This is a genomic window from Campylobacter sp. RM12640 (assembly GCF_020137595.1).
Classification (GTDB): domain Bacteria; phylum Campylobacterota; class Campylobacteria; order Campylobacterales; family Campylobacteraceae; genus Campylobacter_E.
In genome coordinates this window covers 19,659-45,282 of record NZ_JACGAU010000003.1, presented here as the reverse complement: position 1 = coordinate 45,282, position 25,624 = coordinate 19,659, and the positions used below count along the sequence as shown (strand labels likewise).

The window sequence follows — 25,624 nt, the reverse complement described above, 5'->3', positions numbered from 1 at the left end:
GAGAAAATTATGGGAAAAGCAATAGGTATAGATTTAGGAACAACAAATTCATGTGTAGCAATTTATGAGCGTGGAGAAAAAAAAGTAATTCCAAATAAAGAAGGAAAAAACACAACTCCTTCAATTGTAGCATTTACAGATAAAGGCGAAGTTTTAGTAGGTGATAGTGCAAAACGCCAAGCAGTAGCAAACCCTGAAAAAACAATTTATTCAATTAAAAGAATTATGGGTCTTATGATGAATGAAGACAATGCTAAAGAAGCGGCAAAACATTTACCTTATAAAATAGTAGATAGAAATGGTGCTTGTGCGATAGAAATTGCAGGTAAAACTTACACTCCACAAGAAATTTCTTCAAAAGTTTTAATGAAACTTAAAGAAGATGCTGAAAGCTATTTAGGAACATCTGTAACTGATGCAGTAATTACCGTTCCAGCATACTTTAACGATGCACAAAGAAAAGCTACTAAAGAAGCAGGTCAAATCGCAGGATTAAATGTATTAAGAATTATAAACGAACCAACCGCAGCAGCTCTAGCTTATGGTCTTGATAAAGTAAGTGCTGAAAAAATTGCAGTATATGACCTAGGTGGTGGGACATTTGACGTTACAATCTTAGAAACTGGTGATGGTGTTGTAGAAGTTTTAGCAACTGGTGGTAATGCGTTTTTAGGTGGAGATGATTTTGATAATAAATTAATTGATTTCTTAGCAACTGAGTTTAAAAATGAGCAAGGAATTGATTTAAGAAATGACAAAATGGCTTTACAAAGATTAAAAGAAGCAGCAGAAAACGCTAAAAAAGAGCTTTCAAGCACAAATCAAACTGAAGTGAATTTACCATTCATTACAGCTGATGCAACAGGTCCAAAACACCTTGTAAAAACAATTACAAAAGCTCAATTTGAAGGAATGATTGACTCACTTGTGGCTGAAACTATCACAAAAATCAATGAAGTTATAAGTGAAGCAGGAATTAGCAAAAACGAGATTAAAGAAGTAGTAATGGTTGGAGGTTCAACTCGTGTGCCTTTAGTTCAAGAAGAAGTTAAAAAAGTATTTGGAAAAGAACTAAATAAAAGCGTAAATCCTGATGAAGTTGTTGCAATGGGTGCAGCTACTCAAGCAGGAATTATTCAAGGTGATGTAAAAGATGTGCTTTTACTTGATGTTACTCCACTTAGTCTTGGAATTGAAACTTTAGGCGGAGTTATGAGTAAAATCATAGAAAAAGGTGCAACAATTCCTACTAAAAAAAGCCAAACATTCTCAACTGCAGAAGATAATCAAAGTGCAGTTACTATTAATGTTTTACAAGGTGAGCGTGAGTTTAGCCGTGATAATAAATCTCTTGGTAATTTTAACCTTGAAGGTATCCCAGCAGCTCCAAGAGGTGTGCCGCAAATTGAAGTTACATTTGATATTGACGCAAATGGTATTTTAACGGTAAGTGCATTAGATAAAGCAAGTGGTAAAGCTCAAAATATCACAATCACAGGTTCAAGCGGATTAAGTGATGAAGAGATTAAAAATATGATAAACGAAGCTGAGAAAAACAAAGAAGCTGATAAATTAAGAAGAGAAGTAGTAGATGCGAAAAATCAAGCTCAAAGCCTAGTTCATCAAGTTCAAAAAAGCCTAAATGATTTAGGAGATAAAGTTGAACCTGCAATTAAACAAGAGATTGAAGGTGCAATAAATGAGCTAAATGATGTAGTAAATAACGAAAATGCAACAAAAGCTCAAATAGATGAGAAAATGAAAAAACTAAGCGACGCAAGTCATAAATTAGCTGAAAATCTTTACAAAAAAGATGATAGCAAAGACGCTAAAAAAAGCGAAAAAGATGATGCAGTAGATGCAGAAGTAGAATAATAATTTATTAAAAAACTAGTCTTACAAGGATTTATCCTTAATTTTAGGAATTTCAATTTGAAATTCCTAATTTATCTTAATTCAAAAAATCTTTTAATATTTATTTTTAGTGATGGTAAAATTTAGTAAATATTATATTTTTATACAAAAATAGATTACAAGTTCTGAATTAATTTTGTAAATTACAACTAAGTATGAAAAGTATATAAAATAAGAGTTCTTATATTTTATAAAATAATTTTTAAGAATTTAAATAAGTCATATAGTTTTTAAATAAGCATATATAAAAATTAAGTATTTTTAAAAACATTTGATAGCGATTTTAAACCCAAAATATAATTTATTTTTTATTACTGCAATATTTAAAGCATATATCAATTATTATAAAGTAAGTTATTAAAATCATGTGAATTGTTTTTTTGATATAGTTTTTATACTAGTATTTAAGCTTTAAATGGTTTTTTAGTTCTTATAATTTAGTGCAAAAGCTAATGATAATATAGGTAAAAATACCTATATTATTGATTTTTATCTATTTGTTTTATTAAATCACTCATTTTTACATTTTGACCTAATATTTTTAGGTAGATATAATAGTTTGCTAAAACTTTTTTACCATACAATCTACTTTCTAAATAAGGCACAAGTTCCATTGATAAGAATGGTTCGTATGATTTTAGTTTAGAATTTGGATTAAACATATAATCTTTTTTTAGCATTCTTTGAGTAAATCCTAAGCCCCCGTTATAAGCATAAGCTATAAATATAGGATGCTTAACTCCTTTTTTAAGAGTATTTAAATGAGCGTTTGCGAATTTATAAGCTATTTTTGGGTCAAACATTTGAGTAACATCAAAATCATTATCATTAAAATCAACTTTAGCAGTATGTCTTGCTACAAAAGGCATAAATTGCATCATACCTAAAGCATAAGAAGTGCTTACAGAAGCTGGTAAAAATCTGCTTTCTTGTTTAGCAATAGCTAAAATTAGTGCTTTTTGCTCTACGCTATAATTGGCTAATTCTTCAGGAAATGGTATTGGATAAATATTATCTTTAAAATTACTTAATTTATCGCTAATTACTAGATATTGTCCTTGAGTATTTTTGGTATTAAAATATTCTTGCATTTCGCTAAGCTTTTGAGTATCAGCGTTTTTAATGTCATTCATAAATCTAGCTTGAACTAAAGCATTATTTATAGGATAATCTATGCTTTTTGTAGGATTTGGTGTGATGATGGTCGGTAATGGTGTGTTTGTTAGCTCTTTTGCTAAAATACTATAAATATTTAAATCATCACTATTTGCTAAAGTATCTAAATGTCTAGTTTTATTACTAGCTAAATAAGCAAAAAATAAAGCATTATCCTTTGGTCTTTTATATTTATAAGTTTTATTAGCTCTTAAAAAGTATTTTTCTGCTAAGGCATTTTTATTAAACATAAGCGCATTTAAACCTAATGCAAATGCTAAATCTTCTTTAGCGTCTTCTTTATCAAGACTTGCTAATTTTTCTCTTATTTTTGGATATTTATCATCTACTATAGCTGAGTTTAAAAATTTATAAGCATTAGGGTGCTCCATCATACTAGCACGAGTAAGTGGCCCTGGAGAAAAATCATCTAGCTTATATCCATCATAATAAAGCTTCATTAAGGTTTTTCCATCACCTTTTTTAATGCTTTCTGCCACAGGGTTTTTGTTAGCTAATATGCTTAATTGTGAGCTTAGATTTTTATCTTTTTGTTTATAAACATTTGCTAGTTTTATTAGGTTTTCTTTGCTTAACTTTTTTGCAAAATTTATTTCTTTTAGTCTAAATACCTGACATTTTTCATCTGCGTTCATTATAGAATTGATTGAATAATTATAGCAAGAATCAGCAGGTAATGTTTTTGGCTCTTCTTTAATATCTTTGCTTAGTTTTTCATATTCTTTTTTCATAACTCCAGCAAAACGGAAAATATGTGTTTTAAATTCTTTTAAATCTTCTTTTTTTATCTCATTATTTTTTAATAAATTATATAAAAAAAAGTCCTTAGCAAGTGAGTTTGGCTCATTTTTTAATTCTTCATAAGTATATGAAAATAAAGCTTGAGCAATTAATAATATACTAATTAATTTTTTCATAATAATCCTTTTACGATTTTTACTAATTCAAATAATCCGATTTGTAATAAATGTATTCCTACAAAAACAGCAATAGGGGCAAGACTTACCATACCTATATTTAAAAATCTAGGCGGTATTATCATATATACTAAATCAAAGGCAGGTCTTACTAATTTATATACAATATTGTATATTTTATATCCGATAGGGCTTGTAAAAGCTTGTGGAAAAAACGAAAACAAACAATAGGCAATAACTAAATAAGAATAAATATTTAGTCCTCTTATTATTAATACAAGTAGTAAAACTACAATATCAGCAAAGCTCATCTTTTACCTTTAAAAACTCGCTCATACAAGGTTGCATAATCTCATAAATTTGTGCTAATTCAGGGCCGTGAGCTGAACCGCTAAGCAATAATCTTAAGCTCATAAATAATTGTTTGCCTTTTAAATTAGCGTTGTGATTTAGTTTAAATTCTTCGTATTTGCTAGGTATGTTTGATTTTTCTAATTCAGCTTTTAATAATTTCGCACTCTCACTAAAATCTAAATTGTTAGCAAAAACTATATTAAATGGTAGAAAATATCCACTAAGTTTAGCTCTAATTTCATTTAAAGTGCTTGCTTCTTCTAAGTGAAGTTTTGCTAATTTTGCTAATACTTTTACATTGCTAAACTTAGCTAAAAACTCATCTTTAAACAATAATCTAGCTAGAATTTCATCATCTAAAATCTTAATATGCTCTCTATTTATAAATCTTAATTTTGCCATACTAAATCTAGCCGGAGATTTAGAAATATTGCTTATTTCAAACCAAGAAATTGCATCATTCATAGTAAAAATTTCATCAGGGGTTTTATTGCCTAAAGCTAGTAAATAATTAGCTATCGCATCAGGCAAAAAGCCTTCGTTTAAAAGCCATTTTACGCTTGAATGCTCTTGTCTTTTACTCATTTTTTGACCGCTTTCTTCGTCTAAAATGATAGGTAAATGTGCATATTGCATACTTTCATTAAAGCCTAAAGACGCCTTTATATGTTCTTGTTTTGGAGTATTGCTTACATGGTCTTCTCCACGGATAATAAAGCTAACTCCTTCGCACATATCATCCATAGAGCATGCAAAATTATATGTAGGTGTCCCATCAGCTCTTAAAATCACAAAACTATCAACATCATTTGGCTCAAATGATAAAACGCCTTTTATTTCATCTTTGAAAGTGATTGTGTTTTTAGGCTTTTTAAGTCTTATTACGAATGGTTTATTTAAATCTTGTTTTAAATTCTCGCAAGTTCCATCGTATCTATAAGCTCTTTTTTCGTTTTTTGCTAATTCTTTTTTCTCTTCTAATTCAGCTTCGGTGCAATAGCATTTAAAAGCAGAACCATTTTCTAATAATTTTGCTGCTAATTTTTGATGAGTTGCTAGATGAGTGCTTTGCACATAGTATTCGTCCCAATTAATCCCAAATAAATTTAAAATACTCTTAATCTCTTCTTCTTTGCCTTGAATATTTCTAGCTGTGTCTGTGTCTTCTATCCTTAAAATAAACTTTTTATTATATTTTTTCGCACATACATAATTAATAACGGCAGTCCTTAAATTCCCTATATGCATATCGCCTGTAGGTGATGGGGCAAATCTAAACATTTGTAATTCCTTGATATGATTTTTCATAATTCTATTTTAAGAAAGTAAAAAGAGTGCCAATGAAAGAAGTATTAAAAAAAATTTCTTTTTTTAAAGATTTTAGCGAAAATGAGCTTGAAGAATTAGCAAAAATTTGTATTCTTAAAAGCTACGAAAAAGGCGAAATGCTATTTATGGAAGGTGAAAGTAGTAAGTATTTGCACTTATTAATTAAAGGAAATATTAAGGTTTATAAAACCAACCAAAAAGGAGCTGAAATTTTTATGCATAAATTAACTCCGATTTCTTTTGTAGCCGAATTAGCTAATTTTGAAAATATCCCTTTTCCTGCGAGTGCTAGTTTTTTAAATAGTGGGGAAGTGATTAAGATTGATTTTGAAGAGCTTAAAAATAAGTTTTTAACTAAGGTTGATTTTGTTCTAGCTTTATTAAGTGGAATTTCAAAAAAGTTAATTTATTTATCAGAATTCGTTCATAATGAAATGATTTTAAGTGCTGAAGCAAAGTTAGCTAAATTAGTTTGCGAACAAAGCGAAGTATTTAAGAGCATAAAACATATCCAATTAGCTTCATTTATAAATCTAGCTCCAGAGACTTTTTCTAGAATTTTGGCTAAGTTTAAAAATGATGGAATTATTAGTTTTGATGATGATAAAAACTTAATAATTCATGATGAAAAATATTTAAAATCACTTTACGAGAATTAATTATGAGCTTACACCATTTATTATTTGCTATTGCATTTTGCGTTGCTGTTTTTATTGCAAATGCTTATATTTATAGACAATTATTTAGAGTAATTTTCCCTAGATTTAAAGGATTTTTTTTATTAGTTTGCATAGTTTTATTCATATCTAATGTTGTGTTTTTGTTCTCTATGAGAGCTAATTTTTTGCCTGATTTTCTTTATACTACTTTATCAATTCTTTTGGGTTTTTCTTTCTTCTTCTTTTTAATCGCTTTAATTTATGATATTGTTAAATTTATAGCCTTTAAAAGCGTAAAGAATATAGACACAAATAGAAGAAAAACTTTAAAATTGATTTGTGATTTAGGCGTTTTATTTGTTGCATTTGGGTGTTTTTTACAAGGTATATTTAAGGCAATTAAAATTCCACCTATTAAATATGTAGATTTAAATGCTAATTTAGGAATAAAAATCGCAATGATAAGTGATGTGCATTTAGGCAAGAATTTGCACAAAGATTTTTTAGAAAAATTAATCGCAAAAATCAACGAACAAGAAGTTGATTATGTAGTAATTGTTGGGGATTTAATAGATACTAATATAGATGATATTGATTATTTGGATTTATTAAATACCTTTAATAGGCCTTGCTTTTATGTAACGGGCAATCACGAATACTACCACGACGCTACAAAAATCCTAGCAAAATTAAAGCAAACTAATATAAAAGTATTAGAAAATGAAAGCATAGATTTAGGCAAAATAGTGCTTAGTGGCATAAATGATTTAAAGGGTGCAAAATATGGAATGCCAATGGATTTAGCCCCAATTTATAAAAATTTTAATGATACTAAATACAATATTTTATTAGCTCATCAACCTGTTGTAGCTAAGGAATTTGATTTGAGTAGATTTGATTTAGTTTTATCAGGACATACTCACGCAGGGCAGATTTTCCCATTTAGTATTTTTGTTTTAATGCAGCAAGGATTTTTGCACGGACTTTATGAAATCGGTAAAAAAACTAAATTATATGTTAGTAGTGGTGCTGGATTTTGGGGTCCATCTATACGCTTTTTAGCACCTAGTGAAATAGTAATAATTAGACTTTAAGGAATATAATGAGAAAAATAATTTCAAGAATTTTTGGTAAATTAGTAAGCATAAAATATCCAAAATTTATGCAAAATTATATAAACAAAACTTATGTAAAGCATTTTAATATACCTTTAGATGAGTTTAAAGACTATAAAGAATACGATAGTTTATTAGCTCTTTTTACTAGAAGATTAATAAAGCCAAGAGAATTTGAAAGCGGCTTTATAAGTCCTTGTGATGGCACTATTTTAAGTTATGCAAAAAGCTCAAATTTAAAGGCATTTAGTATAAAAGGTAAAGATTATGATATTAAAGAGCTTTTAGGTTTTACTCCTAAAAATGAGCTTGATTTTTTAAATATTTATCTTAGCCCAAGGGATTATCACAATTATCATAGTCCTTGTAATATGCAGGTTTTAAATCTAAAATATTTTTGTGCGGAGCTTTTTAGCGTTAATTTAAAAGCACTTAGTAAGCATGATAATTTGTATTCAAGAAATGAGCGTGTGGTTTTAACTTGCAAAAAAGATAATGGAGATATTTTTTATATGGTTTTTGTAGGGGCTGTAAATGTTGGCAAGATGGAATTTGATTTTGATACAAGCGTGCAAACTAATATGAAAAATGCAAGTGATTATGAGAAAAACTATGATAATGTAAGCTTAAAAAAAGGCGAAATGCTAGGAAGATTTTTGATGGGTTCTACTATTTTAATCTTAGGCGATGATTTAAAACTTGAATGCCAAGTTGGTGCGATTAAATTCGGACAGAGAATAGCAAATGATTAAAAAGACTAATGCAGCAAGGTTTTTAGATACTTTAAAAATAGATTATGAATTATTAAGCTATGAAGTAGATGATGATTTATCAGCAATTAGCGTAGCAAAAAAGACAGGAATTGATATTAAATATATTTACAAAACCATAGTTTGCGAGGGTAAAAATGCCTTGTATGTTGCTTGTATTCAAGGGGATTTAGAAATAGATTTAAAATCTTTTGCAAAGGCGGTAGGAGAAAAATCCTTAAGCCTTTTAAAACTTGATAAATTAAAGGATAAAACAGGATATATTAGGGGCGGTTGTTCGCCTTTTGGTATGAAAAAAGATTATGTTAGATTTATTGACGAAAGAGCTTTAGAGCTTGAGTATTTTGTGCTTAGTGCTGGGCTTCGTGGTCTTCAGCTAAAAATAAATGCAAAATATATTCAAAAGCTTTTTAATATTGCTAGTATAAGCAATTCATCTATCATTTAATTCTCCTTTTTTATACATTGGTTGAAATTTATTAACAATAACATTAAGCATTCTGTATCTTATTTCCTTATCTTCTGGGCAATATTTATGTAAAGCATGTAAATAATTAACAGAACCTTTATATATACTCCTTATAAATAACTTACTTTCGTCTGTAAATAAAATAGCTTTTTTAAAGTATTCATTAATTTTTATTGTGTCTGTAGCATTACAAATATAATCAGGTAAAGGTATATTAGTAACATCTATTTTTGAAGTTCCATCGTAGTAATTGTTTTCACTATAATATTTAAATGCCGAAGTGCTTAAAAGATCTATCATGACATCTAAATATAGTGCGTAATTCAATTTTTTCTCTGCTTGATATGTATAGTATTTATTAAAAGCTATATTTAAAAGCTCATAAATTTCACTTGCTTTATCATAATCTTTTATATAATATTCATAAGCTCTATTTGATGTATAATTTGTATATAGCATAACCAAACCAAGCATATTAGATAGTCTATATTCTGTCATAATATCCACATCATAATAAATATTGCCATAAGGCACTCTTTTTATCATTTCATAGATTTCTTGATAATCATCGTAGCTTAGCTTGTCTAACATACTATAATCTTGTGTTTTATTAGTTAAACCATACATGCGTTTATAATACAAAACCCACCACATAATATCTTCAATACTATCATCTGGCAAGAGCTTTTTACCTTCATCATAATAATTTTTAGCTATATTTAAAAAAGGTCTTACAATAAAGCTATCATATTTAAAAAATATATTTAATGTATTTGCAATATCAATAAATAAATATCCGGTTAAAAATTTTTCACTTGCTTCTGGGTTTTTACTATATTTTTGTGGATTAAATTCTAATAAATATAAACTCATAATTAAAATATATAAAAGTGGAATTATTATAAAAACAATAAATAAAGCTTTGTATAAAATCTTTTTAAAATTAAATTTAAAATTAATTATTTGATTTATATTCATATTTAACCTTGTAAAAATAAGGTTTATTATAGCAAATATATATTTAGGAATTTGATTTAAAAATTTATTTAAGTATTTAATTTTTCTTTTTTTGAACTTCAAATTGACTTAAGTCAAAGTCAAAATTTTTAAACTTTTTTAGAATAGTGAGAAAAAAGGAGAAAAAATGTTTGATTTTAAATCTTGGAAAAAAGTTAGTTTAGCAAATGCTACGGTTGAGTTTTATGAGAATGATGAATATTTAGCGTTTGATAGTAGTCAGTGTATGCCACCTGAACCTATGATAAATGCTAGAGTTGGCTTAAATAATTTAAAGCCTAATCAAAAATTAATTATGCTAAATCATAAAAATCCTTTAGGCTTACTTCCTAGCGTGAAGCCATATTATGATATTCAAACTACACAAAAAGATGGACTTTTTTGGCTAGTATTTACTAAAATTAAAGAGCATAGCAATTTTGATGAAGCTTGTAAAGACCATCCATAAGGGCTAAATTATGTTAAACGCATTCGCACCACCATTTAAAGTGGTGGCTATTTATTTTATATTTGCATTTTGCTATTTATTAGCTTTTATGTTTTTATTTTCTTATTCAAATTATGATTTTGAGAGTTATCAATTTAAAGCGTTTTTACATTGTTTTTTTGCTGGATTTGCTTTAAATATAATAATAGGTAGCCTTTATCAATTAAGCTCGGTAATTTATGAAAAAGCATTCTTTAGTATAAAAGGTGTATTTTTTGTGAGTTTTATTTGCAATATCTCTTTAGCCTTTATTATGTATTCGTTTTTAAATTATGATTTGGAATTACTAAAATATAGCGTATTTGCTATGATTTTAAGTGTTTTTTATTTTATTGTGCTGTTTTTAATATCATTTTTTGATTTTAATAATATTGCTAAAAGTGCTTTATTTTGTGGGGTTGTTTTTTTAGCATTAGGCTTAGTTTGTGCTGGTTTAATTGTGCTTATTTTAAACGGGCTTATATATTTAGACTATGAACTAATTCTTCATCTTCATATATATTTTATGTTAGGTTTTATTTTGTTTATTTGTATAGGTGCTGCTAGTGTATTATTGCCAATGTTTGCACTAACTCATAAGCATAAAAATTATTTATTATGGCTTAGTTTAGTGGCGTATTTTTTAGCATTTTTTCATAAAAGTATAGCGATTTTTTCCCTAGCTTGTTTTGTATTTTGGTGTTTATATATACTTAAAATACGAACAAGAAAGGCTAAAGATTATTGGAATTTAAATATTGTTTTTGCTTGTATTGGCTCGTTTTTAGCGATGAGAGAATTTTATGTTTTAGACTATGCTTTAGCTATTAAATTATTAATTTTTGCAACGATTTTACCTTTTATAATCGCACATATTTATAAGATTTTGCCATTTTTAATATGGTTTCATTTTATTTCAAAATTAATCGGAAAAATAAAAGTCCCTTTATTAGATGATATGGTGATTAAAAAAGCAGCTTTTTTTACTATGCTAATTAATATATGCTTAGTAATTTCTCTTTATTTTAGTTCATCAATTTATTTATATATAGCGTTAAATATAGGTCTTTTAATTAATGTAATCAATTTTTTTACTTATATAAATTACAAAGGAGCAAAGAATGAAAAAGCAAGTAATTAATGCAATTTCAAATGTAATTGACCCTGAAGTGGGTTTTGATATTTTAGCTTTAGGGCTTATTTATGATATACAAATTGATAATTCATATTGTAAAATCACTATGACCTTATCTACTAAGTCTTGTCCTATGCACGATTTACTGATAACTTGGGTAAAAGACTCTGTTTTAAGTGTAGATGGAATAGATAGTGTTGATATTGATTTAGTGTTTGAACCTGCTTGGAGTATAGAAATGGCTAGCGATGAGGTCAAAAATGCTTTAAGTTTTTGATTTACTATGAGAGATTTTCTCATAGTAAATTCTAATTATAGTTTGATTTTTAATAAAGAATTATTAGCCATTTCAGGCACTAAAAGTGTGTTTGTAGAGTTATCATAAAACATATCAGCAGGTCCTTTAAGTGCTTTTAAATCTAGTTTTTCTAATTTATTTTGATTAAGTTTATAAATATAACCATTTAGCTCTTTACCCCAGCTAGATACTAAAATATCATCATTAATTTTAACAATTCCATCAAATTGCTCTAAATTATCACTTAGTTTTTCTATATTTTTACTAGCTAAATCAATTTTTAAAATAGCTCCGCCATCTTTTTCACTAGGATCATACCCTACAACATATAAAGAATTTTTATCAATCAATAAGCCATTAGGACCACCATAATTTTTGTCAATATTCATAAAAGTTTTATAGTTTTTATCTTTTAAATTGATTTCAAAAATCGTATAAGTGCCAGTATCACTTACTAAAAGAGTATTATTATCTAAGCTCTCAATTGCATTTAAAAATACCGAGCCTTTAATTTCTAGCTTAAATACTTCTTTTTTGCTTGTTATATCAAAGCCGTATAAAGTATCAATATCTACAACATAAAGTGTATTGTTAATAATCTTCATACCTTTTGGAGCATTTAAATTCTTTACAAATACATTGATTTTATCATCAGCTTTTGAGATTATATTTATATAACCATCTAAATCCTTGTTTAAAGGCTCAATTTTTTGACCTACATTTGAGACAAATACATAATCTTTATTTGCCACAACACTCTCAGGCGAAGCAAAAGCATTGATTTCTTTAACTTCCATTGCATTCATACTAGCAAGTAATGCTATACTTAAAATATATTTTTTCATCTTTTCTCCTTAAATAATTTTTGAAAAATTATAAGGAAAAAAGAATTTTATTTCTAATAGTTTTAATGTAAAAAATATAAGTTTTTTGATTTTTGAAATTGTTTTGGGGTTTTATTATATCTTTTTTTATAGCGTGAAATAAACCAAGCAGGGGAGTTAAATCCTACTTCTAAACATATTTCTGTAATGTTTTTATTTGAAAATTCTAATAAGAATTTTGCCTTTTCAAATTTTTTATTATCAAGCCATTCTTTAGGGCTAATTCCAAAACTTTGTTTGAAGTTTTTGCTAAAAGTAGTTAAGGACATATTAGATATTTTTGCCATATCATTTACGCTTTGAAAATCTTGCTCACAATATGAAAATATCTGATATAAAGATAGTTTAAAATTAGTAATTATGGTCTTTAAAAATGATAAAAAACTTTGATTATTCTTACTATAAAGTAGGGCTAAAAATAATTCTTCAAATTTTAATTTTAAAATATCTTCATTGGTTTTATAACTAAAACAAGGTAAAAATGATGTAAAAATTGAGCTTAATAATTCATTAGAATTTAGCTTAAAAATATGCTCATTGGTTGTAAAATTGCTATTTAAAAGGGCTTTATATTTATAAATTAGCTCTATTAAAATACTTTCTTTAAAACAAATTATAATTGAATTATAATAGTTATTTTCTACGCAGTCTTTTATCAGATATGAGCCTTTTGTAAAAAACAAAATCTCGTTTTTATTAATTGTAAAATCTTGCTTTTTAGTATGTATCATTTTATATCCATCATTTATAAAAACAAGAGCATAATCATCAAATAATACTTCATAATAATCATCATTTTTTCTAGTTTCATATAAACATAAATTAAGATAGTTAGAACTTATAACATTTTTGCTGATTTTATTTAATTCATTAGGTAAATATATCATTTTTTGCCTTTAGTTTTAAAATTTATATATTTTACAAAAGAAAAATTTAATAAAAATTCTTTCGTATATACAAAATATAAATTTTAATTTACAAAAAGTAACACTTTTTCAAAAAAATTAATTTTATTTAATTTATTTTTCATAATTTTTATCATTTTTTGCATATTCTTTCTTAAATACAAAAAATAAAATTTAATTTTTTTGTATATACAAAATTAAGGAGAAATTATGGGAATTTTAAAAGGAACTTTACCAGCTTTATATACACCATATAAAGATGATGGAAGTATTAACGAAGTTGAGTTTTTAAAGATGTGCGAATGGGGCATTGAAAAAGGACTTAATGGTTTGTTTTGTAATGGTAGTGCGGGAGATTCTCAAGCAATGCCATATGAAATGAAAGTAAAAATGCTAGAGCTTTCAATTAAAGCTACAAATAATAAAGTGCCTGTTATTTGTGGGATAGGAAGTTGTATTTATAAAGAGAGCTTAGACCTTGCAAACGAAGCTTATATAAAAGGAGCTAATGCGCTTTTACTTATGATGCCATATTATTATAAGTTTAATGATGATACGCTTTATACTTATGTAAAAGACTTACAAGCAAAAGTAAAACTCCCACTTTATATTTACAATATTCCACTTTTTGCACCTGCAATGAGCTTAAATCTAATTGAAAAATTAAGCAAATTACCAAATATTGTAGGTATTAAAGATAGTAGCGGAGATGCTTTGTTGCTAAATCATATTTTAGATGTTGTGCCAAGTGATTTTGATGTATTTGTGGGTCGTGAAGAGCATTATTTTGGAGCTTTAATGATGGGTGCAAAAGGTTCAATGACAAGTGCAGGATGTGTTTTCCCTGACGTTATGAGTGCGATTTATAAAGCATATAATGAGAAAAATTATGAAAGAGCAATCAAGCTTCAAAAAGCCTTGCTACCAGCTATTAGATTTGGAATGAGCTTATCATTTCCTATGGGCTTTGCGCTTTTACTGAAAGCTCGTGGTTTTGCTTTTGCAAACAAAAGCATTCACCCACTAAGCGAAGAGACCTTAAAAGCACTTGATGAAAAATTCGAATATGCAAAAGAATTAGTTAAAAATATAGAAAGTGTGTTATGAAAAATAGATTTTTAAAAGTTAGTGAAATTGACAATGTTGCAACTGCAATAAGTGATTTAAATAAAGGCGAAGTTTTTAATGAAGTTACCTTATTAAATGATATTAAAAGCGGACATAAATTCGCTTTAACTGATATTAAAAAAGGTGATTTTATCATTAAATACGGCGAAGTAATAGGAGCAGCAAGTATTGATATAAAAAAAGGCGAGTGGGTTCATACAACCAACACCGAAGGCGTTCGTGGTAGGGGAGATAGCTGTGATAGTTCAAAATTAGAAAATGCTTTAAGATTAAGTCAAGAAAGTGCAAATAAGAAAAATCTAAATGCACAAGATTCAAAACACGAAAAAGTAATTTTGAAAGGCTATAGAAGAGAAGATGGCAAGTTTGGCTTAAGAAATAAGGTCTTAATAATTCCTAGCGTTGTATGTGCTAATAAGGTCGTAGAAAACATTGCTAAAGCGTGTCCTGAAGCTGTATATGTAACTCATCAGCACGGATGTAGTCAGCTTGATTTTGATGCAGAGCAAACAAGAATGCTAATGGCTGGAAATTGTGCAAATCCTAATGTATATGCAGCACTTGTAGTTGGGCTTGGTTGTGAGACTATTAGTTCAAATTCTGTTAAAGAATTAGCAAAAAGTTTAGCTCCTTATAAAGATATAAGAGCAATTAGTATTCAAGAGCTAGGTGGTATTACAAATACAACAAATGAAGGCATAAAAATAGTTAAAGATATGCTTGAAAATGCTAGTAAATGTGAATTAAGTGAAGGTGATTTTAGCGATATTATCTTAGGTACTGAATGCGGCGGAAGTGATGCTTATAGTGGGCTTAGTGCAAATCCATCTTTAGGAAGTTTAAGTGATTATGTAGTAGAGAATGGTGGAGCTGTAATTTTAGCTGAAACAACCGAGCTAATAGGAGCTGAAAATATCTTAGCAAGGCGTGCAATTAATGCTGAAGTTGAGAAAAAGATATATGAAAAAATCTATGGCTTTGAAGAAAATGTAAAAAATAGTGGCTCAGATATTCGTGGTGCAAATCCAAGTCCAGGAAATATAGCAGGTGGGCTAACTACTATTGAAGAAAAAAGCCTTGGTTGTGTTTATAAAGCAGGGACAAGCAAAGTTGTAGATGTGATTGATTATGCAATGCCAGTTACTAAAAAAGGTCTTACATTTATGGATACTCCAGGAAATGATATAGAGCAGCTTAGTGCTATGGTTGCGGGTGGAGCTAATTTAGTTGTATTTACTACAGGTCGTGGAACTCCAACAGGAAGCCCTGTAACTCCAACGATTAAGCTAAGCACAAATAATTTTTGTGCGAAAAATATGGCTGATGTGATTGATTTAAACGCAGGCGAAATCGTAGATGGCAATAAGAGTAAAGAAGATATTAGAGATGAATTAATAGAGCTAATTGTAAAAATTAGTGAAGGCAAATTAACAAAAGCAGAAATCAATAAACAAAATGATTTTAGCGTTTGGCGACTAGCAACAACTTGCTAAATAAAAATTAAAACAAAGGAGAAATTATGGATTTAGGATTAAAAGGAAAAGTTGTAGTTGTTACAGGTGGTGGAAAAGGTATTGGTGGTGGCATTAGTATGTGTTTAGCTAATGAAGGTGCAATTCCTGTTATCGTATCTCGCTCTAAGCTTGATAGTGATTTTGAAAGCAAAATTAAAGCACTTTGCCCAAATTACGGCTTTTATCAATTAGATTTATCAAAATGGCAAGATATTAGTGCAGTTGTAGAGCAAATTGTGGCTAAATATGGCTCAATTTACGCACTTGTTAATAATGCAGGTATGAATGATAATCTTCATATTGAAAGTGCTACAACTGAAGAGCTTATTAAAAGTTATGAGAGCAATTTATTTCATTATTATGAAATGACAAAGTGCTGCCTTCCACATATTAAAAAAGAGCAAGGAAGTATCTTAAATATCTCAAGTAAAACAGGTATCACAGGTCAAGGAAGAACAACAGCATACGCAAGTGCAAAGGGCGCTCAAATAGCTATGACAAGAGAGTGGGCTTGCGCTTTTGCACCTGATAATGTTAGAGTAAATTGTATTTGCCCTGCTGAAGTTTGGACCCCGCTTTATGAAAAATGGATTAAAAACTTCTCTGACCCTGAAAAACAATATCAAGAAATTGCAAAATTTATTCCACTAGGTCATCGCTTTACAACTTGCGAAGAGATAGCTGATACTGCGGTATTTACAATAAGCCCAAGAGCATCTCACACAACAGGGCAGATTTTAACTCCAGATGGTGGTTATATGCATCTTGATCGTGCATTAAACTGGGAAAATTAAGGAGAGAAAATGAATAAAAATGTAAAAATTGCAATTATTTTAGTAACTTCATTGTTTTTCTTATGGGGTGTTAGCTATGGACTTGTTGATGTTATGAATAAAAACTTTCAAAATCATCTAGGCATTACTCAACAAAATAGTGGCTACTTGCAAATGGCTTATTTTGGGGCGTATTTTGTGATGGCACTTCCTGCTGGCTGGATTGCTTCAAGATTTTCTTATAAGGTTGGGATTATTACAGGATTAGCACTTTATGCAATTGGTTGTTTACTAATAATTCCTGCAACTAATATGGCTAGTTTTTCTATGTTTTTATTTGCGTTTTTCGTTCTTGCGTGCGGGCTTGGTGCGCTTGAGACTAATGCAAATCCTTATATGACAAAGCTAGGAGATGAGAAAAACGCTTCATTTAGAATTAATGCAGCTCAAAGCTTTAATGGTTTTGGACAATTTGTTGGACCTATTATTGGCGGAAGTTTATTCTTATCAATCACTCATAGTGGCGAAAATGCAACTGATACAGAAAAAGAACAAGCATTACTTGAAAATATGTTTAATGTGCAAATGGTTTATGTAGGAATTGCTTTAGTAGTGTTTTTAATCTTACTTGCATTTGTGTTTAATAAAATTCCAGAAGGTAGCGAAGTAAGTGAAGAAGTAGAGTATAAAGACAACTCAAAATCAATCGATGTATTTAAACATAGACATTTTAACTTAGGCGTATTAGCTCAATTTTTATATGTTGCAGCTCAAGTTGGAGCGGGGGCGTTTTTTATAAATTACGCAGTAGAACATACAGCAAGTTTAGGAGAAAAAGCTTTAAGCGATGAAAAATCAGCATATTTTTTCTCAGCTGCACTTGTTGCGTTTATGATAGGAAGAATTGTTACAACTCCACTTATGAAAAAATTTAAAGGCGAGAGTATTTTGGGGCTTTATTCATTAATAAATGTTGCATTGTGCTTTTATTTATATATTGCTGATGGAATGATTAGTGTTTATGCTTTAATTTTAGTATTTTTCTTTATGAGTATTAGTTTTCCTACTATTTTTGCCGTTGCTACAAAGGATTTGCCATTAAATCAAGTAAAACTTGGTGGCTCAATCTTAGTAATGAGTATTTGTGGTGGTGCAATAATGCCTACAATTATGGGTTCAATAAATGATAGTTATGGCACAGGTGCGGGATTTTTAGCTTTAGCTCCTTGCTTTTTATATGTAGCATTATATAGCTTTTTATGGACTAAAAAGTCATGAAAATAATTGATACGCATTTTCATATATGGGATAAAAATGATATTAGTTGGGTGCAAAACGCCCCAACTAGATTGCAAAGAGATTTTTCTTTTGATGAATATTTAGATGAGTTTAGCAAAAGTGATTTTTTAGGTGGGGTTTATGTAGAAATAAATGCTAATAATCCTAGCCAAGAGAGTGCAAAAATGCTTAGCTTTAAACATAAAAAATTACTTGCTTTATGCCTTGCTACGATAGGTGGTGCTAGTTTTAGAGAAGTTTTACATACAAAGCCAAGTGGGTATTGCTTAGGCAGTGAGTTTAAAAAGACTATTAATCTAGTAAATGCAAATGATTTAATGTTTGAAGTTTGTATAAACGAAGATGAGCTAAGTAATTTTAGTAAAATTGCAAAGGAATTTAAATCAGGAATTATCTTTAATCATTTTGCAAATATTAAGGATTTTAGTGGCGAAGATAGTTTAAGGCAAATTGCTAAAAAAGAAAATATTTATATGAAATTATCTTGTCAAGATGATTTTATTTTAGGCAAGGATTATTCAAAATTACTTGATATGGCATTTAATATTTTTGGAGAAAGTAGAATTTGTTTTGGCTCAAACTATCCTGTAAGTGAGTTAAAACCAAATGAATGGATTAGAATAATTGAAAATCATTTTAAAAGTGATGATTTAAAAGAAAAGATTTTTTATTTAAATGCAAAAGAAATTTATAAAATAAAGGAGATTTAAAATGCAAAGATTTGGGCAAATTATAAAAGTTATTCCGGAAAAATTAGCTGAATATGAAAGACTTCACGCAAACCCTATGGAAGGTGTAAATGAGATGATAAAGGCTTGCAATATTCGTAATTATTCAATTTATAATTTTGGCGAATATCTATTCGCTTATTTTGAGTATGTAGGGAGTGATTACGAAGCTGATATGGCAAAAATGGCAGCAGATGAGAATACTCGTAAGTGGTGGGCTTGCACAGACCCTTGCCAAATATCACTTGGCTATGCAGGTCAAAAATGGCTTAATATGAAAGAAGTTTATCATTTAGATTAGACTTTTCATATTAAGTTTAAAATAATTCTTATTTAACTAAATTAAATAAGAATTAAAAATATTTATATAAAGAAAAGTTCTTTAGCATTATCTTGTAATATAATTTTAGCTTTATCATTAGTAACTTTTAAAAAATCATCTAAAGCTTTTTGATAATTTATTTTGCTTTCGTAATTTGTATGCGGCCAATCACTCCCATAAACAAAGCGTTTTATATCAAAAATATCGCTTAATTTATCAAATACATCTTTACTAAACGCTAAATCTTCATCTAATCTATAAAAACCACTTACTTTAAAGTTAATATCTAAATTTTTATAATTATTAAACTCATCTAATAATTTAAAAGTATCTTTATTAGGTCTTGCAAGATGATCAATCATAATTTTTACATTATATTTGGCTAAATCATCAATGATAAATAATAATTTATCTAATTCTTTATGTAATTCTATGTGAAGATTAAATTCTTTAATATACTCTAAAGCTTCTTTATAATCATCAAAATTAGGCTTATCTTTTCCTATTAGATTAAGCCTTAATCCACAGACATTTTTTTCTTTTAAATCACTAATATTATTAGGGTCAATTACCACAATTCCCCTTAAATTAGAATGCTCTTTTAAAGCCTGTAATAAATATGAATTATCAAAACCTAAAAAACTAGGCTGAACTAAAACTCCATAAGAAAAATTAAATTCCTTTAAATTAGCCAAATATTGTTCGCAACTTGCATCATAATTTGGCACATATCTAACTACATTAGCCGAACTTATATTTGCTCTAAAAATGTGAGCGTGAGTATCTATATACATAAGCTTTCCTTAAAAAATATTCATAACAATAATTCCAGCAATTAATGCTGCTATAAAACCTATAGGAATTGCTCTTACAAGTAAGCCTTTAAATAAACTATCCTTATGCTCGTTTGCAATCGCTCCTAAAACCAATGAACCTCCAGAGCTAAATGGAGAAATAGCACTAGCTTGTGCTCCAATTACTATGCAAGTAAATAACACAACTTCACTAAAACCACTTGCATTGCTTAATGTAGGCACAAGTGGGAAAAGTGCAGGAGTAACCACTCCTAAAGTGCTAGAAAATAGCGACATAATAGCTGCAATTATCATCATCATAATAGGGACAATTATTTTTGGCACATTGCTTTCTACAAAGCCTGATAATTGATTAATCACACCTGCTTTAGTAGCAATGCTAACAAGTATCCCAACTCCGCAAATCATAATCAAAGTCCCCCAAGGAATAAGTGCTATAACTTGCTTTTCATCTCCTAATTTTAAAAGCAATGATATAGCTACAAAAACAATAGCTATTAATCCTATATCTATTTTAGAATTTATAAAAGTTATAGTTTTTTCATTGGGAAATGCTATGTGTAATAAAGGAAATGCTAATACAAAAACCATCATAAGCGCCATTAAAATTAGTGTGGTTTTTTGTTTATCATTAAAAGTAATTTTTTCGCTTAATAATTCTATTTTTATATTAGATTTTTTTGCTTTAAATACAAAAAGACTGATTACAAAAATAGGCAAAATAAAAGTAAATAAAAATATCACAAAAGCATTAGAAAATGCAATATCAGGATTTATACTTGATTTTTCCATAAGAGAGCGAAATATTATTCCACTTTGAGAAGTTGGGAAATTTGCCCCGCCTAAAGCACCATAATTAATAGCCATAGCTCCACCAACTCTATCAAGACCTGTTTTTTCACAGAGTAAAAAAGTAATTGGAGCCATAAAGGCTAAAACACTATAAAATCCAGCACCCATTGCAGCAATTAAAGCCGATACTAAAAATATAGCATAAGGCAAAAAATACGGATAATTTTCAAATTTTTTAATCAAAAATGCAGCTAGTTTTTCTAATGTCCCATTAACACTTGCGAAATTATAAAATAACGAAACCGCAAAAATAACAAAAAATATAGAAACAGGCCAATAAGAAATAATTTCTTTAGGCTTTAAATCCATAAAAAACGCACCAATAATATAGGCAAATATAATTGCAAAAAATCCTATATTTAAACGAGTTTTATAGCCAATTAGAATTGATAAAATAATGGCTAAGATAATAAAACTTGTAAGCATATTAATCCTTTAATTAAAAATCTTTTTTTAAATTCTTTTTTAAATTCCAAATAATTTATGTAAAATAACATTAATTTGATTAACGAAGAAAAAAGGAGAAATAATATGAATAATTATGAATTATTTTATAATGAAGCTAAGAATATGTTTAAAGATAGGATATTTAATGACTATCTTAGATGTTTTGCTTATGGAATTGATGCGTCTTGTTATAAATATGTCCCTAAGATAGTAGTAATAGCAAGAAATGAGAGCGAAATACAAGAAATAATTAGACTAGCAAATAAATATAAAACTCCATTAAACTTTAGAGCAGCAGGAACTAGCTTAAGTGGTCAAAGCTCAACGGATAGTGTTTTAGTAGTAATTAAGTTTGCATTCAAAAAAATCGCTATAAATGATGATGCTAGCGAGATTAGTTTAGGTTGTGGTGTTGTTGGAGTTAATGCTAATTTATCATTAGCTAAATTAAGTAAAAAAATTGGCCCAGACCCTGCTACGATTAATTCAGCTTTAATTGGTGGTATTGTTGCTAACAACTCAAGTGGTATGTGCTGTGGAACTAAGGATAATTCTTATAAAACTTTAAATAGTATTAGAGTGATATTAAATGATGGAACTATTCTAGATACTAAAGATAAAGCAAATGTGGAAGAATTTAAAAGAACTCACGCTAATTTAATTAATGAAATTAGAGCTATTAAAGAAGAGATTAAAAATGATAGCGAATTATATGAATTAATTAAACGCAAATTTAAAATCAAAAACACAACAGGCTATGCTATAAATTCTTTCATTGATTATGATGATGAAATAGATATTTTAGCTCATTTATTTGTAGGTAGCGAAGGGACTTTAGGTTTTGTTAGTGAAGCAAGACTTAAAACTATTGATGATTTACCTTATAAAGCCTGTGCTTTATTATTTTTTAATGATATTAGCGACGCTGCAAATACTATTAGTGAATTTGCAAAATATGATTTTATAAATTCAGCTGAAATTATGGATTATGCTAGTTTAAAAGCTGCTAGTAGTTATGATGAATTAAAAGATTTATTAAGTGATATAAAAGACAATAATACCTGTGTATTAATTCAAACTGAAAGCGATAATGAAGAAGTTTTAAATGCAAATATAGTTAAAATTAAAGAGCTTTCAAGCAAAACTTTTAAATCATATTATTCTAAAGAAAAAAGCGAATATGATTTATGGTGGAAGATTAGAAAAGCACTTTTACCAATAGCAGCTAGTAAAAGACCTGTTGGAGCTACTGTTATTACTGAAGATGTGTGTTTTGAGATAAAAGATTTAGCAAATGGTATTAGTGCTATTCAAGATTTATTTAAAGAATTTAATTTTGAAGGTATTATTTTTGGTCACGCATTAGCTGGAAATATTCACTTTATCATTACTCCTAATTTAAATGATAAAACCGAATTTGAAAATTTTGCAAAATTAGTAGAAAAAATGTCAAGTGTAGTAGCTAGTTTTGGTGGAAGTATCAAAGCAGAGCATGGCACAGGAAGAATGGTTGCACCTTTTGTTGAGATTGAGTGGGGTAAAAAAGCTTATGCTATAAACTGCAAGATAAAAGATATTCTTGATAAAGATAATATATTTAATCCTGATGTAATTATTACAAAAGATAAAGATATTTATAAGAAAAATATCAAAAACCAAAGCCCTGTTGATGAAGCTTTAAATTTATGTATGGAATGTGGATTTTGCGAGAGATTTTGTCCATCAAATGAAATCAGCCTAAGCCCTAGACAAAGAATTGCAGTGCTTAAAGAGATGAAGAGTTTAGAAGAATTAAACGACGAAGATAGCAAGAAAAAATTAAAAGATATGAAAAAGCTTTATAATTTTTATGTAGATACTACCTGTGCTGCTTGTGGGGTTTGTTCTATGGTATGTCCTTTAGGTATTAATTTTGCTGATTTTAGCTTAAAATATAGAAAAGCAAATCAAGGAGCTATTTCAAGAATTATCGGTAATTTTGCTTATAATCACCACGAAACTACTTTAGCTCTAGCAAAAACTTCTTTAAAAATTGCTAATAAATTTGATAATTACAAATTAAATAATTTACTAGCTACATTTAATTTACCACAAAGTAGAAATTACTTGCCTAGAGCAAATGATTATAAGTATTCAACAAATACTCAAGAAGAAAATGTTATATATTTTACAAGTTGTTTAAATAAAGCATTTAAGCCTAATGCAAAAATGAGTGATAAAAGAAGCATTCAAGAAGTATTTGAAAGTCTATGTAAAAAGGCAGGAATTGGAATAATCTACGCTCCAAATGATTTATGCTGCGGAAAGGCTTATGAGAATTATGAAAATATTCAAATTGCTAATGAAGCAAAATTAAATGAGTATTTATCTAATCAAAATTGCAGCGTTGTGATTGATCATTCTGCTTGTTCGGCTAAGGTAGTTAAAAATCATAAAGGTAAAGTTTATGATTTGAGCGAATATTTATACAAAGTAATTGCTCCAAGATTAAAAATCACAAAAGTAAATGAGCCAATAGGCTTATATATTATGTGTGCTGCTAGAAAAATGCATATAGAAGATAGCATAATGAGTTTAGCTAAATTATGTGCTGATGAAATAGTAATTGATAATGATACATACTGCTGTGGATTTGCTGGATATAAAGGCTTTTTAACTCCTAAGCTAAATATAAGTGCTACAAATAATTTTAAGAAATTTTATTCAAGCACTAATGTTAAAAGAGGCTTTAGTTCATCTAGTACTTGCGAAGTAGGACTTAGCGATGCTACTAATATGTCTTGGCAACATATTGCTTATTTATTAGACGAATGCAGTAATTAATCATTGAAAGAATTTGAAAATTAATTTTCAAATTCTTTAAGCTTGTGTTACTAAAAGTAATACAAGCTTTAATATTTTTCTTTTTTTCTATCTTTTTATCAATATATCTAGTATCCTAAAAACATAAGTTAATAAAGGAGTAAAATGAAAACTTATGTTTCTAAATTAGTATTAAAAGATACTATAGGTATTGGTGTTTTAGTTGTTAAAGAAGAGCTCTTTAGTAGAGTAGAATTATTTTTAGAAAAAGATTATCAAAAGAGCATAAAAGAATTAGCAAATATTTATGGTTTTAGTGAAGACGCAATTGATTTAAGAGATAAGATTATTTTTCCATCGGCTATTGATTCTCAAGTACATTCTCGTTCTCAAGCAAATAATGAGGATTTTGAACTAGCAAGCAAACAAGCAAGTGCAGGTGGTATTAGTGTAATGGTAGAAATGCCTTATGATGCAGGATTACTTATATCAAACGCAAATAATTTTAATAAAAAATTAAAAGATGGCTTAGAAAATTCTTATGTTGATTTTGCTCTTTATGCGACCATAAATCCAGAAGATGGTATAAAAAATATTGAAGAATTAATAAAATTAGGTGCTTGTGGCTTTAAATTATCTTTATTTGGAACAGACCCTGTTAGATTTCCTAGAATACCACCATATTTAATGTATGAAGTTATGCTTGAATGTGCAAAATATGATGTAATGGTAGGAGTGCATAATGAAGACCATGAAAGCGTTATTTATCTAACTGAAAAAATAAAACAAGAAAGAACAGACTATAAAGCACATAATTTATCTCGCCCTGAGTGGGTTGAAAATATAGCTGTAAATACTATATATGAATTAGGAGCTAGTGCAAGAGCAAAAGCTCATGTTGTTCATGCTTCTAATAAAAGAGCTTTAGAAATTGCTAATAATTATAAAAAAGATGGCTACAAAGCTAGTGTTGAATGCTGTTTGCATTATTTAATTTGCTCTGAAGAAGATGAGGTTAGAAGATTCAATGGTATTGCTAAAATCAACCCACCAATAAGAGATTTAGCCAACAAAGAAGCTATATGGGAATGTTTAAAAAATGGCTTAGTTGATGTAGTTTCAACAGACCATGTAAGATGGAGTAAAGATAGAAAGAGCAATGAGAATATATTTTTAAATTCTAGTGGAGCTGCAGGTCTTGAAGTGTTATTGCCTTTATTTTTAAGTGAATGTAAAAAAAGAAATGTAGATTTAAGTTTAGCTTCTAAATTACTATCAACTAATCCAGCGAAATTGTTTAAATTGCCAAATAAAGGAGAATTAAAAGCTGGAAATGATGCTGATTTTGTTATTTTAAGTGAAGATACTTATAAGTATTATGCAAAAGATGGTTTTAGTAATCTTGATTATAGTTTGTATGAAGGCTATGAAATGCTTTATAAAATAAATGAACACTATGTTAGGGGTAATAAAGTATTTGATGGTAAAAATGTATATAAATTTAATGCAAAATTTATAAATCCTAACGAGAATTGA

At 28.4% G+C, this 25,624-nt stretch carries 24 protein-coding genes and 1 pseudogene; 17 read left to right on the top strand and 8 right to left on the bottom strand.

The window, feature by feature from the left end; all coding sequences use genetic code 11:
* Positions 1-9 precede the first annotated feature (9 nt).
* Positions 10-1,875 (top strand): molecular chaperone DnaK, encoded by a 1,866-nt coding sequence (gene dnaK, locus AVBRAN12640_RS01590; protein WP_214118833.1) that lies wholly within the window; start codon positions 10-12, stop codon positions 1,873-1,875.
* 518 nt (positions 1,876-2,393) lie between these two features.
* Here dnaK and AVBRAN12640_RS01585 read toward each other — a convergent pair.
* From AVBRAN12640_RS01585 to gltX, 3 genes are read right to left on the bottom strand one after another with little or no spacing between them, the layout of a single operon-like run.
* Positions 2,394-4,007 (bottom strand): lytic transglycosylase domain-containing protein, encoded by a 1,614-nt coding sequence (locus AVBRAN12640_RS01585; protein WP_336608584.1) that lies wholly within the window; start codon positions 4,005-4,007, stop codon positions 2,394-2,396.
* Positions 4,004-4,318: a YggT family protein gene (locus AVBRAN12640_RS01580; protein WP_214118983.1), complete on the bottom strand. Its 315-nt coding sequence runs from the start codon at positions 4,316-4,318 to the stop codon at positions 4,004-4,006. Before AVBRAN12640_RS01580 ends, AVBRAN12640_RS01585 begins: the two co-directional genes overlap by 4 nt.
* On the bottom strand, positions 4,305-5,642 hold the full coding sequence (gene gltX, locus AVBRAN12640_RS01575; RefSeq protein ID WP_336608583.1) for a glutamate--tRNA ligase: 1,338 nt from the start codon (positions 5,640-5,642) through the stop codon (positions 4,305-4,307). The genes AVBRAN12640_RS01580 and gltX overlap by 14 nt, the downstream gene beginning before the upstream one ends.
* A gap of 59 nt (positions 5,643-5,701) precedes the next feature.
* Between gltX and AVBRAN12640_RS01570 the strand changes: the two genes are divergently transcribed.
* From AVBRAN12640_RS01570 to AVBRAN12640_RS01555, 4 genes are read left to right on the top strand one after another with little or no spacing between them, the layout of a single operon-like run.
* Positions 5,702-6,349 (top strand): Crp/Fnr family transcriptional regulator, encoded by a 648-nt coding sequence (locus AVBRAN12640_RS01570; protein ID WP_214118979.1) that lies wholly within the window; start codon positions 5,702-5,704, stop codon positions 6,347-6,349.
* 2 nt (positions 6,350-6,351) lie between these two features.
* A complete protein-coding gene (locus AVBRAN12640_RS01565) occupies positions 6,352-7,443 on the top strand; it encodes a metallophosphoesterase (RefSeq protein WP_336608582.1) in 1,092 nt (363 codons plus the stop codon).
* Between the two features lie 8 nt (positions 7,444-7,451).
* Positions 7,452-8,216, top strand: coding sequence for a phosphatidylserine decarboxylase (locus tag AVBRAN12640_RS01560; RefSeq protein WP_336608581.1), 765 nt, complete (start codon positions 7,452-7,454; stop codon positions 8,214-8,216).
* A complete protein-coding gene (locus AVBRAN12640_RS01555) occupies positions 8,209-8,682 on the top strand; it encodes a YbaK/EbsC family protein (protein WP_214118975.1) in 474 nt (157 codons plus the stop codon). Before AVBRAN12640_RS01560 ends, AVBRAN12640_RS01555 begins: the two co-directional genes overlap by 8 nt.
* Here AVBRAN12640_RS01555 and AVBRAN12640_RS01550 read toward each other — a convergent pair.
* Positions 8,668-9,681 (bottom strand): hypothetical protein, encoded by a 1,014-nt coding sequence (locus tag AVBRAN12640_RS01550; protein ID WP_214150279.1) that lies wholly within the window; start codon positions 9,679-9,681, stop codon positions 8,668-8,670. The genes AVBRAN12640_RS01555 and AVBRAN12640_RS01550 overlap by 15 nt on opposite strands.
* A gap of 166 nt (positions 9,682-9,847) precedes the next feature.
* On the opposite strand from AVBRAN12640_RS01550, the gene AVBRAN12640_RS01545 reads away from it, so the two are divergent.
* The 3 genes from AVBRAN12640_RS01545 to AVBRAN12640_RS01535 are packed head-to-tail and all read left to right on the top strand — an operon-like array spanning position 9,848 to position 11,598.
* A complete protein-coding gene (locus tag AVBRAN12640_RS01545) occupies positions 9,848-10,168 on the top strand; it encodes a hypothetical protein (protein ID WP_214118493.1) in 321 nt (106 codons plus the stop codon).
* A gap of 10 nt (positions 10,169-10,178) precedes the next feature.
* Positions 10,179-11,327, top strand: coding sequence for a hypothetical protein (locus AVBRAN12640_RS01540; protein ID WP_336607040.1), 1,149 nt, complete (start codon positions 10,179-10,181; stop codon positions 11,325-11,327).
* Complete coding sequence (locus AVBRAN12640_RS01535; RefSeq protein ID WP_336608580.1) at positions 11,308-11,598, top strand: metal-sulfur cluster assembly factor; 291 nt, start codon at positions 11,308-11,310, stop codon at positions 11,596-11,598. Before AVBRAN12640_RS01540 ends, AVBRAN12640_RS01535 begins: the two co-directional genes overlap by 20 nt.
* A 35-nt stretch (positions 11,599-11,633) precedes the next feature.
* Here the strand turns inward: AVBRAN12640_RS01535 and AVBRAN12640_RS01530 are convergent, their stop codons facing one another.
* Positions 11,634-12,464, bottom strand: coding sequence for an ATP-binding protein (locus AVBRAN12640_RS01530; protein ID WP_336608579.1), 831 nt, complete (start codon positions 12,462-12,464; stop codon positions 11,634-11,636).
* Positions 12,465-12,526: 62 nt separating this feature from the next.
* Positions 12,527-13,390, bottom strand: a complete 864-nt coding sequence (locus AVBRAN12640_RS01525; RefSeq protein WP_336608578.1) for a helix-turn-helix domain-containing protein — start codon at positions 13,388-13,390, stop codon at positions 12,527-12,529.
* 228 nt (positions 13,391-13,618) lie between these two features.
* Here AVBRAN12640_RS01525 and AVBRAN12640_RS01520 point away from each other — a divergent pair, with 228 nt between their 5' ends.
* The 7 genes and pseudogenes from AVBRAN12640_RS01520 to AVBRAN12640_RS01490 all read left to right on the top strand — a co-directional run bounded on the left by AVBRAN12640_RS01520 (position 13,619) and on the right by AVBRAN12640_RS01490 (position 19,151).
* Positions 13,619-14,515, top strand: coding sequence for a dihydrodipicolinate synthase family protein (locus AVBRAN12640_RS01520; protein ID WP_336608577.1), 897 nt, complete (start codon positions 13,619-13,621; stop codon positions 14,513-14,515).
* Positions 14,512-14,769 (top strand): annotated as a pseudogene (locus tag AVBRAN12640_RS01515) (UxaA family hydrolase); the annotation flags it as partial. The gene AVBRAN12640_RS01520 and the pseudogene AVBRAN12640_RS01515, both read left to right, overlap by 4 nt.
* A 99-nt stretch (positions 14,770-14,868) precedes the next feature.
* Entirely contained in the window at positions 14,869-16,029 is a 1,161-nt protein-coding gene (locus AVBRAN12640_RS01510) for a UxaA family hydrolase (RefSeq protein WP_336607079.1), read from the top strand.
* Positions 16,030-16,055: 26 nt separating this feature from the next.
* Positions 16,056-16,844, top strand: a complete 789-nt coding sequence (locus tag AVBRAN12640_RS01505; protein ID WP_336608576.1) for an SDR family oxidoreductase — start codon at positions 16,056-16,058, stop codon at positions 16,842-16,844.
* 9 nt (positions 16,845-16,853) lie between these two features.
* A complete protein-coding gene (gene fucP, locus AVBRAN12640_RS01500) occupies positions 16,854-18,101 on the top strand; it encodes an L-fucose:H+ symporter permease (RefSeq protein WP_336608575.1) in 1,248 nt (415 codons plus the stop codon).
* Entirely contained in the window at positions 18,098-18,832 is a 735-nt protein-coding gene (locus AVBRAN12640_RS01495) for an amidohydrolase family protein (RefSeq protein WP_214120163.1), read from the top strand. The genes fucP and AVBRAN12640_RS01495 overlap by 4 nt, the downstream gene beginning before the upstream one ends.
* 1 nt (position 18,833) lies before the next feature.
* Positions 18,834-19,151, top strand: coding sequence for an L-rhamnose mutarotase (locus AVBRAN12640_RS01490; protein WP_214118470.1), 318 nt, complete (start codon positions 18,834-18,836; stop codon positions 19,149-19,151).
* Between the two features lie 62 nt (positions 19,152-19,213).
* Here AVBRAN12640_RS01490 and AVBRAN12640_RS01485 read toward each other — a convergent pair whose 3' ends face one another.
* Positions 19,214-19,966 carry an amidohydrolase family protein gene (locus AVBRAN12640_RS01485; protein ID WP_214120164.1) on the bottom strand — a complete coding sequence of 251 codons (753 nt, stop codon included), beginning with the start codon at positions 19,964-19,966 and terminating at the stop codon, positions 19,214-19,216.
* Between the two features lie 9 nt (positions 19,967-19,975).
* Positions 19,976-21,265, bottom strand: coding sequence for an SLC13 family permease (locus AVBRAN12640_RS01480; RefSeq protein ID WP_267523824.1), 1,290 nt, complete (start codon positions 21,263-21,265; stop codon positions 19,976-19,978).
* Positions 21,266-21,370: 105 nt separating this feature from the next.
* Here AVBRAN12640_RS01480 and AVBRAN12640_RS01475 point away from each other — a divergent pair, with 105 nt between their 5' ends.
* Together AVBRAN12640_RS01475 and AVBRAN12640_RS01470 are read left to right on the top strand one after the other, a co-directional pair.
* Positions 21,371-24,109 (top strand): FAD-binding and (Fe-S)-binding domain-containing protein, encoded by a 2,739-nt coding sequence (locus tag AVBRAN12640_RS01475; protein WP_214120166.1) that lies wholly within the window; start codon positions 21,371-21,373, stop codon positions 24,107-24,109.
* A gap of 144 nt (positions 24,110-24,253) precedes the next feature.
* Positions 24,254-25,624: a dihydroorotase gene (locus tag AVBRAN12640_RS01470; RefSeq protein ID WP_336608574.1), complete on the top strand. Its 1,371-nt coding sequence runs from the start codon at positions 24,254-24,256 to the stop codon at positions 25,622-25,624.

What these genes read in the sequence shown, in the direction of transcription:
- AVBRAN12640_RS01490 (WP_214118470.1), top strand. Translation starts at nt 18,834, where the DNA reads ATGCAAAGATTTGGGCAAATTATAAAAGTTATTCCGGAAAAATTAGCT.
- AVBRAN12640_RS01480 (WP_267523824.1), bottom strand. Translation starts at nt 21,265, where the DNA reads ATGCTTACAAGTTTTATTATCTTAGCCATTATTTTATCAATTCTAATT.
- AVBRAN12640_RS01585 (WP_336608584.1), bottom strand. Translation starts at nt 4,007, where the DNA reads ATGAAAAAATTAATTAGTATATTATTAATTGCTCAAGCTTTATTTTCA.
- AVBRAN12640_RS01545 (WP_214118493.1), top strand. Translation starts at nt 9,848, where the DNA reads ATGTTTGATTTTAAATCTTGGAAAAAAGTTAGTTTAGCAAATGCTACG.
- AVBRAN12640_RS01505 (WP_336608576.1), top strand. Translation starts at nt 16,056, where the DNA reads ATGGATTTAGGATTAAAAGGAAAAGTTGTAGTTGTTACAGGTGGTGGA.
- gltX (WP_336608583.1), bottom strand. Translation starts at nt 5,642, where the DNA reads ATGTTTAGATTTGCCCCATCACCTACAGGCGATATGCATATAGGGAAT.
- AVBRAN12640_RS01570 (WP_214118979.1), top strand. Translation starts at nt 5,702, where the DNA reads ATGAAAGAAGTATTAAAAAAAATTTCTTTTTTTAAAGATTTTAGCGAA.
- AVBRAN12640_RS01520 (WP_336608577.1), top strand. Translation starts at nt 13,619, where the DNA reads ATGGGAATTTTAAAAGGAACTTTACCAGCTTTATATACACCATATAAA.
- AVBRAN12640_RS01540 (WP_336607040.1), top strand. Translation starts at nt 10,179, where the DNA reads ATGTTAAACGCATTCGCACCACCATTTAAAGTGGTGGCTATTTATTTT.
- AVBRAN12640_RS01565 (WP_336608582.1), top strand. Translation starts at nt 6,352, where the DNA reads ATGAGCTTACACCATTTATTATTTGCTATTGCATTTTGCGTTGCTGTT.
- AVBRAN12640_RS01550 (WP_214150279.1), bottom strand. Translation starts at nt 9,681, where the DNA reads ATGAATATAAATCAAATAATTAATTTTAAATTTAATTTTAAAAAGATT.
- AVBRAN12640_RS01525 (WP_336608578.1), bottom strand. Translation starts at nt 13,390, where the DNA reads ATGATATATTTACCTAATGAATTAAATAAAATCAGCAAAAATGTTATA.
- AVBRAN12640_RS01580 (WP_214118983.1), bottom strand. Translation starts at nt 4,318, where the DNA reads ATGAGCTTTGCTGATATTGTAGTTTTACTACTTGTATTAATAATAAGA.
- AVBRAN12640_RS01495 (WP_214120163.1), top strand. Translation starts at nt 18,098, where the DNA reads ATGAAAATAATTGATACGCATTTTCATATATGGGATAAAAATGATATT.
- AVBRAN12640_RS01485 (WP_214120164.1), bottom strand. Translation starts at nt 19,966, where the DNA reads ATGTATATAGATACTCACGCTCACATTTTTAGAGCAAATATAAGTTCG.
- AVBRAN12640_RS01555 (WP_214118975.1), top strand. Translation starts at nt 8,209, where the DNA reads ATGATTAAAAAGACTAATGCAGCAAGGTTTTTAGATACTTTAAAAATA.
- AVBRAN12640_RS01535 (WP_336608580.1), top strand. Translation starts at nt 11,308, where the DNA reads ATGAAAAAGCAAGTAATTAATGCAATTTCAAATGTAATTGACCCTGAA.
- AVBRAN12640_RS01475 (WP_214120166.1), top strand. Translation starts at nt 21,371, where the DNA reads ATGAATAATTATGAATTATTTTATAATGAAGCTAAGAATATGTTTAAA.
- fucP (WP_336608575.1), top strand. Translation starts at nt 16,854, where the DNA reads ATGAATAAAAATGTAAAAATTGCAATTATTTTAGTAACTTCATTGTTT.
- dnaK (WP_214118833.1), top strand. Translation starts at nt 10, where the DNA reads ATGGGAAAAGCAATAGGTATAGATTTAGGAACAACAAATTCATGTGTA.
- AVBRAN12640_RS01470 (WP_336608574.1), top strand. Translation starts at nt 24,254, where the DNA reads ATGAAAACTTATGTTTCTAAATTAGTATTAAAAGATACTATAGGTATT.
- AVBRAN12640_RS01530 (WP_336608579.1), bottom strand. Translation starts at nt 12,464, where the DNA reads ATGAAAAAATATATTTTAAGTATAGCATTACTTGCTAGTATGAATGCA.
- AVBRAN12640_RS01560 (WP_336608581.1), top strand. Translation starts at nt 7,452, where the DNA reads ATGAGAAAAATAATTTCAAGAATTTTTGGTAAATTAGTAAGCATAAAA.